Origin of the sequence: Desulfovibrio sp. Fe33 (assembly GCF_028532725.1) — a bacterium.
Classification (GTDB): Bacteria; Desulfobacterota; Desulfovibrionia; order Desulfovibrionales; family Desulfovibrionaceae; genus Pseudodesulfovibrio.
This window is the reverse complement of record NZ_JAQKGU010000002.1, coordinates 418375-433765: the sequence shown is the minus strand read 5'-3', so window position 1 is coordinate 433765 and position 15391 is coordinate 418375. Positions and strand designations below refer to the sequence as shown.

The following is a 15391-nucleotide window of genomic DNA, read 5'->3' as shown; positions in this document are numbered from 1 at the left end:
GGCTCTATATGAAAAAACAACTTATCGCGGTTCTCATTCTATCGCTGGCGTTGTCCGTTCCGGCCTTCGCCGACAACGGCACCATGTCGCTCAAGGACAGCGTCGTCACAGCGGTCAAGCAGCACCCGCAAATCAAGTCTCTCCTGAACAACAAAGACGCCGTGGCCAAAGCGAAGCTTTCCGCTCTCGGCCGCTTCTTCCCGTCCCTCGACCTGACGGGGGAATATGGAACACAGCAATACAGCAGCGCCGCCACCCGCAGCGTCGACACCGATGAACATTGGCGTAATGCGACGGAATTCCAGGCGACCCTGACCCAACCCATCTTTGACGGCTTCGACCGCTGGCACGACTACAAGCGTGAAGGCGCCCGCCTGACCTCGGCCGAAGGCCGCCTGGTGGACAACGTTGAAACCGTGGGCCTGGACGCCGTCCGCGCCCATGTTGACGTAGTCCGCCTGCGCAAGCTGATAAACTTGGCCGAAGACAACATCGCCGCCCACCAGCACCTGCTCGACTCCATTTCCGAACGGGTCCAGGGCGGTGCAGGCAACCGCGCCGACGAAATGCAGGCCAAGGGCCGCGTCGCGCGCGCCGAGACCACCCTGGTCACATACACCGGCGAACTCCGTTCCGCCGAGGCCGAATACATCCGCACCGTGGGCACGGCCCCGACCTCTCTGGCCAAGCCCGAGTACCTGCCGAACTACATCCCCGCCAAGGCCGACCAGATTCTGGAAATCGCCTTGGAAAACAACCCCAAGATCGCCGTGTACAAGGCTGAAATCGAAGTGGCCGAACAGACCAAGGGCCAGCTCGAATCGACCATGTATCCGACCGTCGACGCCTATCTGTCCTCCCGCCACACCGACAATCTCGACGGCGTGGACTCCTGGGTCCAGGACAACAAGGCCATGCTGCGCGCCCGTTGGAACATCTTCAACGGCACCAGCGACTACAACGACATCCGCACCGCCACGGCCCGTGTCCGCGAGGCGCAGAACAACCTCCAGGACACCACGGACGACGTCATCCGCCAGGTCGCTTCGACCTGGGCCGACTACCAGTCCAGCCTGAACCAGATCGAGAAGTACCAGGAAGCCCTCCAATACAGCCTCGAATCCCTGGACCTGTACCTGATGCAGTTCAACGTGGGACAGCGTTCCCTGCTCGACCTGCTCGACGCCACCAACGAGGTGTTCACCAACCGTGTACAGCTCGAAACCGCGACCATGAACCGCGACTTTACGGTCTACAAATTCCTGGCCCTCGAAGGCCAGCTCATGAAGACCCTGGAAATCGCCTCCAACACCTACGAAGAAATGCCCATGGCGGCTTCCAACTAGTCAGCGATCAACCGCGAAAACAGCCTGCAAGGGGCGCAGCCGTATTGGCTGCGCCCTTTTTTATTGGAAATTATTCGTTGTTCCCTGAATGGGGAAATCAGGTGTTGAAAGCCGCTTCGCGGCAATTGTCGGGTGATTTCGCCTCCGGCGGGCAAGGGTTCACACCCTTGCATCCCATACATGCGCCTTCGGCGCGGGCCTTTTAACTCTGCGGCGTTCTGACGTGGAAACGGAAGATATGCTGGTAGGGGCTGTTCTTTGGGCAAGAGACGGTCAAGTACGCGCGAAGCTTCCGGCACATAGCCCCCGCGTGCGGCCGAAAGCAGGCCCGCCCCAATAGTACAATGCTCAGTTCCTCTCTCGCGTTTGGACATCATTACCTGGAAAGAAGTTGCCCCGAAGGCGCATACTCGGGACGCGAAACCTCGTACAAGGTCTTGGACAAGTCCGCATAGTTGCGGGTTCGAACGCCTGATTGCCCGACGTCCCAGGGGGCGATATCGAGACGGGGGCAACACGGAATCACCCGACTTTGCCGCGAAGCGGTTTGAAACGCCGTTTTCAGCTTGAGGAGTTATAGGGATAATCCACGAAAAAAGGCCCCGGCGGTATGCGCCGGGGCCTTTGGGAAACCAGATGGAGCGTGGATCATTCCTTGTCAGCCAGAAGCTTCTCGCCGGTGGGAGTATGGATGACATCGGCCAGCGCGGCGACCACTTCGGGGTCGAACTTGCCTACGTCGCCGGACAGGATGTTCAGGGCCTGCGCCGGTTCCTCCGCACCGCGATAGGAGCGCGGACGGATCATGGCGCAGAACACGTTGAGAACCGCAAGGATGCGGGCAAGCATGAGTATCTCGCCGTCCTTGAGTTTCTTAGGATACCCCGAACCGTCGAGCCGCTCGTTCATCTGATAGATGGCCATGAGCACGCTCTCGTCGATGTCGATGTCCTTGAGGATGCGGTAGGCGTATTCCACATGCTTTTCCATGACGCCCTTTTCCTCGGGAGTAAGCTTGCCCGGCTTGGTCAGAATCTCGTTGGGCACGAACATCTTGCCGATCTGGGACAGGTTGGCGGCGGTCTCTATCTCGGCGACTTCAAGCGCGGAGAGATGCATGGCCTTGGCCACTTCCACGGCCAGCCCGGCCAGAAGCTTGGTATGCCCGCCCAAGTACGGGTCGGCAGCCTTGATGGTGGAACCCAGGGCCTCCATGGCGTTCCTGACGAGCCGCTTGTTCTTCTCCTGCACGGCCACGAACTCCGTCATGTCGCGATACACCTCGACGATCCCCTGGCAGGAGCCGTCCGCGCAGAGGTACGGGGACTTGGCCACCTGGAACAGATGCCGTCGGGAACGGATGAAAATAGGCTCGTTGACGGTCATTTTGCGTTTCTCGCCGAGAACCATTTCGTCGATGGACTCAAGCCGCTTGGCCGTATCGAAGCCGAAGACGGCCGCGGTGTCCATGCCGAGAAGTTCCTCCCGGGGGCGCCCCGCCGCTGCGGCGAAGGCCTCGTTGACATACGTAAACTTGCCGTTGAGGTCCTTGAGGACGATGAACTCTTCGATATTCGCGTTGACCGAATCGATGAACAGCTTCTGCTCTTCGATCTGCGTTGCCAGGGCCCGGAACTGCTTGGCCACGCGCTGACTCTGCACGCCGGTAAGAATCCACCATGCCAGCCCGGCGATGAGCAGCGCGGTCAGGATGCCAAGCCCGGCGACGATGTAGACCGTGCGCTCATACTCCACGATGGGTCGCATGGCCGCGTCGTAGCTGATCTCCTGGACCAGCCACCAGGCGGGCCCGGGGATGCGCACCCCAAGGGAGTATACCTTGGTGTCGTCGTTCGCGATGCTCGGCCTGACGCCGAAGGGGATGTGCCCGGTCTCGTCGATCTCCACGGGAAAGGAGACGTCCGTGAACCCGTCGGCGGTCCAGGGGGCTATCTCCCGGAAAAGAGACCCGCTCTTCTGCATGAGCCGGGTTTTCTCGCCCGCGGCGGCCAAGGGTGAATTGGACAGCAGCTCGGTGATCTTGCCCGACACCTGCCGGGTCATCATGAGCACGCCCACGGCGGCCCGATCGGAATTCCCGTCGGTACGGCCCACCGCCTCGGGCGGGTAGATGGGCACGAAAACGTCCATCTCTACACCTTGGGCGGTCTTCCGCACCGAGGAATACTGCGGCCCGTTCGCCTTGATGGCGGCCGAGGCCAGGGCTATCTGCTCTTGGTTCATGGGCGGCAGATACCCGTCGGTGGCGATGTACGCTTCGCCCTGCCGACTGAGGATGCGGGCGTTGAGGAAGCCCGAGTAGGTGGAAAACTCGCGAAGCGTGTTCTCCATCATGGGCAGTTGCTCGGTCAGGGTGGCGGCGTCGCCGTCTTCCGTCGCCCGATTGGAATGCAAGGTCCCGAAGAGGTTGGACAGGTCGCCCGCGTAGGTGTCCACTTCGGCGGCATACAGCCGGAAAAGGTCGGACTTGATAAGCCGGTCGCCCTGGCGGGACAGGTTCTCAAGCCAGGAAGCGATGACTTCGGTTCGCCCCTGCGTCAACAGTTCGAACCGCTTCTGCTGATGCTCCAGCACCTCGGCCTTCCTGTCCCGCACCGCCTGGGCGGCGAGCAGAACGATGCCCGCCGAAAGGAGCAGCACGACGGCCAGGACCACGCCGATTCTGGCGCCCTGACCGGTCGTCCCGACAGGCTTGGGGACCTCGGCGGTCTTGATAAGGTGTTCAGACATTTCCATTCTCCATCTGGTTTATGGCCCCCACGGGGCGGGCCTTAATTCTTCGCCTTTTCATACGCGGTCCGTTTCTTGGGAGCCACGTGCATCCAGCGGTACTTCTCGTTCACCGAGTACTGCGGGACGTAATGCCTGTACCGCGAATGGGACAGGACCATATCGGTCTGATTGTCTAGGATATAGATGTCGTCCGAGGCGTAAACCGCCAGGACAGCGTGGCCGATGCCCCGAATGGAATCCCGGACGGCCACGATGCGCAACTGATCGCCGGTAAAGCCAAGCTCTTCGAGGGCATAGAACTTGGCTATCGAGTAGTCCTCGCAATCACCTGATTTTTTGAGGAATTCCCAGGGCGTCGCCCAGTACTCGCTAACCCCCCAGTTGGTCTTGTCCAACCGGTACGGCCATTTGTTGAAGAATTTGGTCACGGCCTTGAGCCGATCCATCTCGGATTTGTCGCCGACCTGCGCCTTGAGGGTCGTCCAGGCCTTCTTGGACGGATGGCCAGACGTTTGGTCGTCGTTGAAGTACCCCTTCCATGCCTTCATTTTGTCGAGCACGCGCGTCCACTTGGGCAGCTTCTGCAACTTGCCCTTGAACTCCATGGTCCCGAACAATTGGCGTTTGCCGGGGTCGGCCGCCAGGGCGTCCGCAGGCCGGACAAGGATTGACGCGAGACAGGCCGCGCAAAGCGCGACCGCCAACGCCGAGTATATCCCCCGCACCGGCCTCATTCACTCCTCATCGTTCTCTGAGCGCGTTCTGCTTCGCCTTGAGCAGGGGCTTGAGCAGATAATCCAGCACGGACTTCTGCCCGGTCAGAATATCCACGCTCGCGGTCATCCCCGGAATGATGGGCAAATGCTGATTCCGGTAGGTGATGGCGTTCTCCTTGGTCCGCACCTTGACCAGATAATGGCTCTCGCCCTTTTCATCCTCGATGGTGTCCGCCGAAATATTCTCGACCTCGCCGACCAGTCCGCCGTAGATGGAAAAGTCGTAGGCCGTGATCTTTACCATGGCCTTCTGGCCGGGGTGCAGGAAGGCTATATCCGAAGGCTTGACCTCCGCTTCGATAAGCAAGGTGTCGTCAAGAGGCACGACCTCCATGATGGACTGGCCGGGCCGGACCACGCCGCCGATGGTGTTTATCATGATGTGCTTGACCACGCCCCTGACCGGCGAACGGACGTCCGTACGCGTCACCCGGTCCTGACCGGAGCTCAGATTCTCAAGGATGGAGTTGAGTTCCTGCCTGCGGGTGTTGATCTCCTCCAACGCCTTGGTGCGGTATTCGGCCTTGGCCTGTTCGATACGGCCGTGGGCCTCCTTGGCGGCCCGCCGTACGCGGGGAATGCCCAGCGCGATCGCCTGCATGTCGCCGCGCAACTGGACCACGGTCTGCTCCAGGCGCAGGTAGTCGAGCTCCGAATGAATCTGCTTCTCCACCAGAGGCTTGGCGATGTTGCGCTGCTTCTCGGCCACGTCCAGGCTCTGCTTGAGCTGGTTGCGGCGGGCGATCATCTCGTTCACTTCCTGCTCGCGTTGCAGGTACTGGTCTTCAAGCAGGCTGATTTCGATGTTCAGCTTGTCGCGCTGGGCCTTGAAGATGCGCTTCTGGTCCTCGATCAACTGAGGGTCCTTCTCGATCACTTCCTTGGGGAAAATCGGCTCGGTTCCGTTGGCCTCGGCGGTGAGCCTGGCGATGGCCACCCTATGCTCCTGAGCCTTGCTGTAGGCGTCGCGGTAAAAGCTGGCCGCCTGCTCGTTGGAAAGGCGGCAGAGGATGTCGCCCTTCTCCACGGTCTGGCCCTCCCGGACGAAGAGCTCGTTCATGATGCCGCCCTCCAGGTTCTGAATCTCCTGGATGCGCTGGGACGGGATAACCCGGCCGAACCCGCGGGTCCGCTCGTCGAGCATGGCCAGCTTCGCCCAGACGATGAAAAAGACGATCAGCAGCAGGATGGCCGTGGATATGAGGTAGGCGAGCTTGTGTCCCTTGCCGTACATGGCCTGGTCCACCTCGCTCATGAACAGCAGCGTTTCCCTATCGTATTTCCGACTCATTTCGTCCTCACATGGAAACCTTGATTTGACCAGACCGCAGCCCGTCCAGAACGGCCTTCTTGGGACCGTCCACGACAATCCTGCCGCGATCCATGATTACCAGCCGGTCCACGAGGTCGAGCATGGAGTGGCGATGGGTGATGACGATGAGCGTCTTGCCTTCGATGTATTTCTTGAGCCGTTCCTTGAGACGGTATTCGGACTGGTTGTCCATGTTGCTCGACGGCTCGTCCATAATCAGAATTTCCGGATCGGGAAGGATGGCGCGGGCTATGGTCACGGCCTGGCGCTGGCCGCCGGAAAGGGACGTGCCCCGCTCGCCGACCATCATGCCGAAGCCTGCGGGATGATCGCGGACGAAGTCGTTGACCCCGGAAATCTCGGCCGCAGCATTGATGGACTGGTCGTCCGCCTCGGGCAGCCCGAAGGCTATGTTGTCCTTGAGAGTGCCGTAAAAAAGCAGGCTGTCCTGGGAGATGTAGCCCACCTTGCGGCGAAGGTCCGCCACGTCCATCTGGCGCAAGTCGATGTCGCCCACCTGCACCGAGCCCTTCACCGGCTGATACAGGCCCACGCAGAGCTTGCCCAGCGTACTCTTGCCCGCGCCGGTTCGGCCCACGATGCCCACCCTCTCGCCCGGCTTGAGCTTGAGGTTGACGTCGTGAAGCACGGCGCGGTCCGTGCCGGGGTAGCTGAAGGACACGTCGGTCAGGGCCAGGGACGGCTCGATGACGCCGTAATGAAAGGTCTCCTTATCCTCCGGCCGTTCGGACGGCATCTCCATGAGCATGTCCAAGGCGTTCAGGGCCATGCGCGATTGCTGGAAGCGGGAAAGAAGCCCGGCAACGGCCGAAAGCGGGGCCATGGACCGCCCCGACAGGATGTTGCAGGCGATAAGCCCGCCCACGGTCAGTTCGCCCTTGGCGATGAGGTACACGCCGGTGATGATTACGGCCACGGAAACCATCTGGGTAACGAAGACCGAGAAGGTGATGGAGATGTTGGCCATGGTCTTGGCGCGGCTGTTGGAATGGGCGGACAGGCCTACGACGTTCTCCCAGCGGGCCTGCATACGGCCCTCGGCCATGCTCGTCTTGATGGTCTCCAGCCCCTGGACGATCTCGAACAGGAGCGCGTGCTTCTGGGTGGATTCCTTGTAGTGGTTCTCGATGATTCGCTGGAACGGGATCTGAAGGAGCACACCGACCAGGATGACCAGGGGCACGGCTATGAAAATCGGGTAGGCGATGGGTCCGCCGATGAAGTAGATGACGAAGATGAACAGGACGAGAAACGGCAGGTCGATGAGCGCCACCAGGGAGGACGAACCGAAAAACTCGCGCAGGGACTCGAACTCACGGATATTGTTGGCCACGGCCCCGGCGGACTCCGGCATATAGTCGAGCCGGGCGGACATGAGGTGGTTCATGATCTTGGAGCCGAGAAGCACGTCGGCGTTGCGCCCGGCCACATCCACGAAGTAGCTGCGCAGATTCTTGAGCAGAAAATCGAAGCAGTAGGCGATGCCGATACCGATCGCCAGGGCCCAGAGGGTCTCCACGGCATTGTTCGGGATGACCCGGTCGTACACGTTCATCACAAACAGCGGCGAGGCGATGATGATGATGTTGGTCATGATCGAAGCGCCGACGACGTGCTTGTATATGGGCCAGAACTTGGCGATGACGCCCCAGAACCAACGTTTGGTCTTGAGCAGCTTGAGCTCGCTGGCCCGCTTGTCCAGCTTGGATTTGCGATGGCAGAAGATGGCGTACCCGGTGTACTCCTCTTCGAGCTTGGCCAGCGGGATTTCCGTCTCGTCCATACCGTGGCCCGGCACGATGACGCGAGCCGAAGTGTCGGTGGAATCCAGCAACACGCAGGCGTTGCCGCCGCGCAACAACAGAATGCACGGCATGACCAGCTTGGTGATGGCGCGAAGCTTCTCGCGGTACACGGTCTTGGCGGAAATGCCGATGCGCTCGGCGGAGCGCACGATTGAGGCCGCAGTAATGACGCTATCCTTTTGGGGAATGCCCGCCTTGAGGGTGGCCGACGAGACCGGCTTGCCGAGCAACCGGCTGATGATCGAAAGGCAGATGACCAGGGGCGGCTGAAAATCGATGTCCTTGGGGGTGAGCCGCTCGTCCGTCTCTACCCGCGTGGGCTGCTGCATCCCGGGCATGGGCCCTGCGGCCCCCTCTTCCTTGCCCGCCTGTCCCGGCTGCGGCGCATTACCGGAGGCTTCCGGAGCCCCCTGAGCCGCTTCTGACTGGGGTTTCCCGGCGGCGGAAACGACTTTTCTTTCGCTTTTGCCTGCCGTTACTCCGGGCTTGCCGGAGGCCGGAGCGGACTTCGGCGCGGGCTTCCCGGCCGGCGCGGGCCCGGTTTCCCTGCCCGCCGCGCCCGGCATGGGGCCGGTATCCATCCGAGTCGGCTGCGCCCCGGACTTACCCTCCCTGGCCCTGCCCGCTTCGGCGGACGGCGCGCCCGGATTGGCTTCGGGATCGTTCTTCATATCCTGAGCGGACTTCGAAGCCGCTGGCGACGTTGGTTTTTTTTCGGGAGGCATAGATTTCACTTGGATGAAGATTTGCTCGCACAAGGAGACGTTGCTCGGAGTCCCCGTCCATTTCTTACAGTAGTACCTTCACAATCTTTCCCGCCGGACTGCTTTTGTCAAGCTTCAAATGGATTATTCCCTGCTATCCCGGACAGTTCATTCAGGAATAAAACGGTGTCCGATGAAGAGCGCGATCCGGCAGCGGTTCATTCGGCGACGGCTATGCCTATCTTGCCCATGGCCCTTCCCTCTTCCCAATAACGGTGGGCATGGGCGATATCCTGAAAATCAAAGCGGGCTTCGTCCAGAAGCACGGCCAGGGCATCCTCGTCCACCAGCGCGGCTACGCGATCCAAAATCTCGCCGACCCGCTCCCTTCCCCTGCCCGTAAGCAAGGGCAAAAGCATGAAGACCACATGCAGCGACAGCCCCCCGGCGTGAAGCGGCCCCAGGTCGTGGGTGGATCGGGTATTGGTGGAAACCACCCGGCCGTTGTTGCGGACCGCCCGGAAGGAGTTGTCCAGGACCGTACCGCCCACGGTGTCGAAAACCGCGTCGAATCCCTCGCCGCCGGTACAGTCGCGGACATACTCGGCCACGTTCGCCTCCGCATAGTCGATGGGCGTGCCTCCGAGGGCCTCGACCACGGCCGCCTTGTCCGGGGTGGAAACCGTGGCGAAGACTTCCGCCCCCGCATGGGCGGCGAGTTGCACGGCCATATGTCCCACGCCTCCGGCTCCCCCATGCACCAGGAGCCGCTCACCGGGCTTGAGCCCGGCCTTGTCGAACAGGGCCATCCAGGCCGTGACAGCGACCAGCGGCACAGCCCCGGCATCGGCCAGGTCCATGTGCTCGGGAGCGCGCGCAAGCAGCCGCTCATCCGCAGCCACATATTCCGCCAGCGCCCCAGGCATCCCCTTGATCCCGCCGGGGCAACCGAATACGCGGTCGCCCTCCCTGAAACGGGTGACGCCCGGCCCCACGGCCTCGACGACGCCGGACGCATCCATGCCCAGCAGAGCGGGCGGCTCGGGCGCGAAGGCCAACGCCTCGCCCAACGTGGCGATCTTGTTGTCGATGGGGTTGAGACTCGATCCGGCTACGCGGACCAGCACCTCGCCCGGTCCCGGCTCGGGCGCAGGCACGTCGCGCTCGGCAAAGAGATAGTCCCTGCCGTATTCCTCAAGCAGCATGGCTTTCATACAATTCCTCCGGGTGCCCATGGTACCCGCATCCATCCGGCCTGTACAGCGGCGGGGCGAATACGGAAAAGATGTAGACCAAAACCGACGAGTACGTCATCATGGTAAGATGGCATCCAACGAAAACGCACGGCACCTCCGCCAGCCCCGCGTACTGCCCATGTCCCGCCGGGAGATGGACGAACTGGGCTGGGAGGAGCTGGATATTCTCCTGGTCACGGGCGACGCCTATGTGGACCACCCCTCTTTCGGCGCGCCGCTGCTCGGACGCTGGCTGGTCCGTCACGGCTTCCGCACGGGCATCTGCGCCCAGCCCGCCCGGGACGGGGCGGACGACCTCATGCGCATGGGCCGCCCGAGGCTGTTTGCGGGCGTCACGGCCGGTTCGCTGGATTCCATGCTGGCCCACTACACGGCCTTCCGCAAGAAACGATCCGACGACGCCTACACTCCGGGCGGCCAGGCGGGCGCACGTCCCAACCGGGCGTGCATAGCCTACACCAACGCGGTGCAGCGGGCTTTTCCGGGGCTGCCCGTAATCCTGGGCGGCATCGAAGCGTCCCTGCGGCGGGTCTCCCACTACGATTTCTGGTCCGATTCCGTGCGCAAATCCGTGCTCCTGGATTCCAAGGCCACGGCCATCACCTACGGCATGGCCGAAAATTCCATCATAGCCACGGCCAGGATCATCCAAACCATCCTCGACGAGACAGGCGAGGTGGACCTCCGCGCCCTGCGCCCGCAACTGGCGGGACTCCCCGGCCTGGCCGTGACAGGGACCAGGGACGACATTCCAGGGGGCGCGGAGATTCTGGAGCTGCCCTCTCACGAAGCCATCCTGGCCGACCCGAGACAGCTCATCGAGGCCACGAAGCTGCTCGAAAGGCAGGTCCACCAGAACAAGGCCACGGCCATACAGGAGACCGGCGGACGGCTGGTCCTGATTACCCCGCCCGGCCCGCCTCTCGATTCCGAGGGATTGGATGAGCTGGCGGAGCTGCCCTTCACCCGGCTGCCTCACCCCGCCTACCGCGAACGCATCCCGGCGGCGGACATGATCCGCACCAGCGTGACCACCCACCGGGGCTGCTCGGGCGGCTGCTCCTTCTGCACCCTAGCCCTGCACCAGGGACGGACCATCCGCTCCAGGAGCAGCGAGTCCATCCTCAAGGAAGTCGAGGCCATCACCGAGGTCAAGGGATGGACCGGGTCCATCTCCGACGTGGGCGGCCCCAGCGCAAACATGTGGGGCGCGCACTGCGCTTCGGACCAGTCGAAATGCGAACGGCCCAGTTGCCTCACCCCGCGCATCTGCAAACACTACCGCGTGGCCCAGCGCGATTTCGTCGGCCTGCTGCGGTCCGTGTCCGACGTCAACTCCGTGGAGCACGTCCGCGTGGCCTCGGGCTGGCGCATCGACCTGGCCGTAACCGACATGCGGGCCCTGACCACCCTGATCCGCGAATTCGTGGGCGGCCAGGCCAAGGTCGCTCCCGAACACCAGGTGGACCACGTGCTCAAGCTCATGCGCAAGCCGTCCTTCTCGACCTTCGAGACCTTCCTCGACCTCTTTGACAAGGAGTCGAAAAAGGCGGGCAAAAAGCAATACGTCATCCCGTACCTCATGTCCGCCTTCCCCGGCTGCACCGAGGAGGACATGCGCGAGCTGCGGTCCTGGCTCGATTCGCGAGGCTGGCGGCCCGAGCAGGTCCAGTGCTTCATCCCCCTGCCCGGCACGGCCGCCGCGGCCATGTTTCACGCCGAATGCGACATGCAGGGCAAGCCTATTCATGTGGCCAAGACGGACGCCGAACGGCTCCGCCAACACGCCATCCTCATGCCCGACACGGGCAGGCCGCCCGGAGCCGGGCCCCGCGGAAACGGACGAAACCGGCCTCGGCGCGGCGGAACGCGGCACAGAAAATAGCCGAGGTTCCGGGCCGCTGAATATTGCAGATATGTACATCCGCGATTTGGCAATTACTTTTTTGTAAAAATTTTCTTCCCTTTTCGTATGCGGGTTCCGGCGAAATGCCCGGACTGCCGCCATATTTCGTTCATGGCATTGAGTTTGCTTGACATGCCCCATGCATGTGAGCGTCCACGGATTGAAACTGTCGGCCCTGCAGACCATCTGCCAGGTCATCGACCAGACCATCGAACTGCAGACGGCATTGGACGGCGTTTTGAAAATCCTGTCCGAACAGTTGGCCATGCAGCGGGCGACAGTCACCCTCTTCGACCCCGAGACGGGTCAGTTGTCCATCAACGCCTCCTACGGACTGACGGCCGAGGAGAAGCGGCGCGGCGTGTACCGCCTGGACGAGGGCGTCACCGGACGCATATTCCAGACCGGCGAACCATATTACGTTCCCGACATCGACAACGAGCCGCTCTTCCTGGACAAGACCGGGTCGCGCCGGGTCAAGCGCGGCATGATCTCCTTCATCGGCGTGCCGATCCTCCTGCACGGCGACCCCATCGGCGTGCTCAACGTGGACCGTCTCTTCGAGGACGAAATCGGTTTCGAGGAGGACGTCGATTTTCTCAAGGTGGTGGCCACGCTCATCAGCCAGTTCCTCAGCCTGAACGAAAAGATCATGGCCCGCGAAGCCGCCCTGAAACGGGAGAACACCTCCCTCAAGTACCAGATTTCCAAGAACACCAAGGGACCGTACATCGTGGGCCAGAGCTCGGCCATGGTCGAAGTCCAGCGCCAGATGGAGAAGGTATCCCCCACCAGGGCCACGGTGTTGCTGCTGGGCGAATCCGGCGTGGGCAAGACGCTCATCGCCCGCATCATCCACGAGCTGTCCGAACGCAAGGGCAACCCGTTCATCAAGGTCAATTGCGCTTCGATCCCGGGCACCCTCCTGGAATCCGAACTTTTCGGCCACGAGAAAGGAGCCTTCACAGGTGCCTCGGCCACCCGGCCCGGCCGGTTCGAGGAAGCGGACACCGGAACCATATTCCTGGACGAAATCGGCGAACTGCCCATGGAGCTCCAGGCCAAACTCCTGCGCGTGCTCCAGGACAAGGAGCTGGAACGGCTCGGGTCCAGCCGGACCCGAACGGTCGACGTGCGCATCCTCGCTGCCACCAACCGGGACCTCGGCCACCTGGTGGAACGCGGCCGGTTCCGCCTGGACCTGTACTACCGGCTGAACGTCTTCCCCATCCGCGTGCCCGCGCTCAGGGAGCGCAAGGAGGACATCACCGGGCTGCTCAACCATTTCCTGCGCAAGATGGCCGAAAACTACGGACGGAGCATCCACCTGACCTCAACGGCCCTGGATGCGCTGATCCGCTACGACTGGCCCGGCAACGTGCGCGAGATGCAGAATCTCATCGAACGGCTGGTCATCATGTCCGAGGAAGACCGCATCAGCCTTGAATTTCTCAAATCATACCTCGCACCGGCCCAGTCCGCCGCAGTGCAGGAGGTCATTCCCGTCTCCGGGGACGTTCCTCGCCACACCTCGCTCAGGGAATTCGAACGCAACGAGGTCATGGCCGCCCTGGAACGCAACGGCTGGGTCCAGTACAAGGCGGCCGAAGCTCTCGGCCTGTCAGCACGCCAGATGGGCTACCGGGTCAAGAAATACGGGCTCGAATCCATGATCGCCGAGGGCAGGGCCAAACTCCGGCGCATCAAGGAAAGCCAGACATAAATTTACGGCATACCACCTCCACCCTACGCAAGGCGCCCTCCGTCGGACTTCCGGCGGGGGGCGCCGAGCTTTTGCCGCCCCTCCCGCGCAGACACCCTTTCCCGGCCCGGTTGCGGCGGCCCGCGCCCGAAACACGGAAAAAGGCCCCGCCGGGAATCCGGCGAGGCCTCGTCTTCCGATGCCGAGCGGCATTATTCGATCGCGCCCAGGGTACGCACGGAAGCGATCTTTTCCCAATCATAATATGTATTCACGTTCATGCCGTCCCTGACGCAGGTCACGCGAACGAACTCCTCGCCCAGGAAGAGAGTCGCGCCCTCGTAAACCTCGCCCTCGTTGACCTGAATCTTCACATCCTTGCGCAGCTTGCGGGACATGGTCCCCTGCACGGGCCTGGACGCGTACTCGAAAACCTTTTCCAACGTCGCCTTGTTCATCTGCTTCTCCTTGATTTCCTCAGGGTTGCGGACCGAAGTCCGAAAAAACGTCATCCGGCGCGACTACCCGCACCCCGCGCCGCCTCCGGCGCACCCCGAGCCGATGCCGCTCCGGCGCACTTTCAGCGCGTTGATGTCGCCGCCCTCGAAAACGTAGCGCAGGGCGTCCTCGATGAAGCCGTCCACGGCGTGGCACCCGACGCCGTGCTCCTCAAGGAGCATACGCGGGGTCTCGCCCACGGCGGCGCACAGCACCGCCCGGCAGTCCTTGAGCACGGCGGCGAGCTCAGCCCATCGTTTGGGGCCGCATCCCGCCTGCGGGGCCTGGCGCTCCTCGACGAGCCGGAAGCCGCCGGACTCGGACTCGCCCCAGATCTGGAAAGCCGCCGCCTCGCCCAAATGCTGGTTGACTAGCAGCCCCTCGCGGGTGGCCACGGCAACATACGGGCGGGCCATCTTCGCCTCCAGCGGCTTGAGCCGGGAACACGCCTGAAGCGTGCCGCACAGCGACGCGGACTGATCGTTGCCGAGCAGCCCCACGGCGTCGGCGCGACACCGCTTGCAGTGGGTCATCTGCTTGATATGGACCTCGGCCTCCTTGCGCAGGGGCAGGACGGTCTCGCGGCCCGGTTCCGGAATGTGCGCGAACGGGGTGTCGGCCGTCGGCTTGAGCGGGATCATGTTCTGAATGTCGGCCCCGAGCGAGGCGCATACCTTGGCCACCTCGACGATATGATGATCGTTGACGCCGGGGATGACGATGGAATTGACCTTGACGGTAATGCCGCGCTCCTTGAGGCCCTTGATGGCCGCAAGTTGGCGGTCCAGAAGAATGGCCGCGCCCTTCTCTCCCCGATAGACCACATTGCCGTCCTTGACCCAGGCGTAGATTTCCGCCCCTATGGCCGGGTCCACGGCCGAGATGGTGATGGTCACGTGGGAGACGCCCAGCTCGGCGATGTCGTCCAGATACGGCAGGATGCCCATGCCGTTGGAGGACAGGCAGAAAAGCAGCTCGGGATGGCGCTCGTTCAGCAGGCGCATGGTCTCCAGGGTGTCGGCGGCGTTGGCGAAGGGATCGCCGGGACCGGCGATGCCCGCAACGGTGATGCGCGGCTCCTTCTCCAGGACCTTGTCCATGTATTCCGCGGCCTGGAACGGCTTGAGCACACCGCTGGTCACGCCGGGACGGGACTCGTTCACACAGTCGTATTTCCGATTGCAGTAATTGCACTGGATATTGCACTTGGGTGCCACGGGCAGATGCACGCGGCCGCAGCTTCCGGCGCTGTCCTTATTGAAACAGGGATGCCTGGTGGTGTCCTTGGCGCTCATTGACGAATCCTCCATC

The 15391-nt window shown here is 62.4% G+C and carries 10 protein-coding genes; 3 read left to right on the top strand and 7 right to left on the bottom strand.

Going from position 1 to position 15391, the window contains the following annotated elements; translation table 11 throughout:
* The first annotated feature begins 8 nt into the window (after positions 1–8).
* Positions 9–1346: a TolC family outer membrane protein gene (locus PSN43_RS04735; protein WP_272699563.1), complete on the top strand. Its 1338-nt coding sequence runs from the start codon at positions 9–11 to the stop codon at positions 1344–1346.
* Positions 1347–1994: 648 nt separating this feature from the next.
* Here PSN43_RS04735 and PSN43_RS04730 read toward each other — a convergent pair.
* From PSN43_RS04730 to PSN43_RS04710, 5 genes are all read right to left on the bottom strand, one after another.
* Positions 1995–4097 (bottom strand): HD domain-containing phosphohydrolase, encoded by a 2103-nt coding sequence (locus PSN43_RS04730; protein WP_272699562.1) that lies wholly within the window; start codon positions 4095–4097, stop codon positions 1995–1997.
* Between the two features lie 41 nt (positions 4098–4138).
* A complete protein-coding gene (locus PSN43_RS04725; RefSeq protein WP_272699561.1) occupies positions 4139–4834 on the bottom strand; it encodes a transglutaminase-like cysteine peptidase in 696 nt (231 codons plus the stop codon).
* 7 nt (positions 4835–4841) lie between these two features.
* Positions 4842–6167 (bottom strand): HlyD family type I secretion periplasmic adaptor subunit, encoded by a 1326-nt coding sequence (locus PSN43_RS04720; protein ID WP_272699560.1) that lies wholly within the window; start codon positions 6165–6167, stop codon positions 4842–4844.
* 7 nt (positions 6168–6174) lie between these two features.
* The gene (locus tag PSN43_RS04715; protein WP_272699559.1) at positions 6175–8685 is read right to left on the bottom strand and encodes a type I secretion system permease/ATPase; all 2511 of its coding nucleotides are present in this window, start codon (positions 8683–8685) and stop codon (positions 6175–6177) included.
* A 251-nt stretch (positions 8686–8936) separates the two neighbouring features.
* Positions 8937–9932, bottom strand: coding sequence for a zinc-dependent alcohol dehydrogenase family protein (locus tag PSN43_RS04710; protein ID WP_272699558.1), 996 nt, complete (start codon positions 9930–9932; stop codon positions 8937–8939).
* 109 nt (positions 9933–10041) lie between these two features.
* Here PSN43_RS04710 and PSN43_RS04705 point away from each other — a divergent pair, with 109 nt between their 5' ends.
* Together PSN43_RS04705 and PSN43_RS04700 are read left to right on the top strand one after the other, a co-directional pair.
* Complete coding sequence (locus PSN43_RS04705; protein ID WP_272699557.1) at positions 10042–11859, top strand: YgiQ family radical SAM protein; 1818 nt, start codon at positions 10042–10044, stop codon at positions 11857–11859.
* Between the two features lie 160 nt (positions 11860–12019).
* Positions 12020–13603 carry a sigma 54-interacting transcriptional regulator gene (locus PSN43_RS04700; RefSeq protein ID WP_272699556.1) on the top strand — a complete coding sequence of 528 codons (1584 nt, stop codon included), beginning with the start codon at positions 12020–12022 and terminating at the stop codon, positions 13601–13603.
* A gap of 191 nt (positions 13604–13794) precedes the next feature.
* Here the strand turns inward: PSN43_RS04700 and PSN43_RS04695 are convergent, their stop codons facing one another.
* Both PSN43_RS04695 and PSN43_RS04690 read right to left on the bottom strand, forming a co-directional pair.
* A complete protein-coding gene (locus PSN43_RS04695; protein WP_272699555.1) occupies positions 13795–14040 on the bottom strand; it encodes a hypothetical protein in 246 nt (81 codons plus the stop codon).
* A gap of 63 nt (positions 14041–14103) precedes the next feature.
* On the bottom strand, positions 14104–15375 hold the full coding sequence (locus PSN43_RS04690) for a radical SAM protein (protein WP_272699554.1): 1272 nt from the start codon (positions 15373–15375) through the stop codon (positions 14104–14106).
* Between the last annotated feature and the right edge of the window lie 16 nt (positions 15376–15391).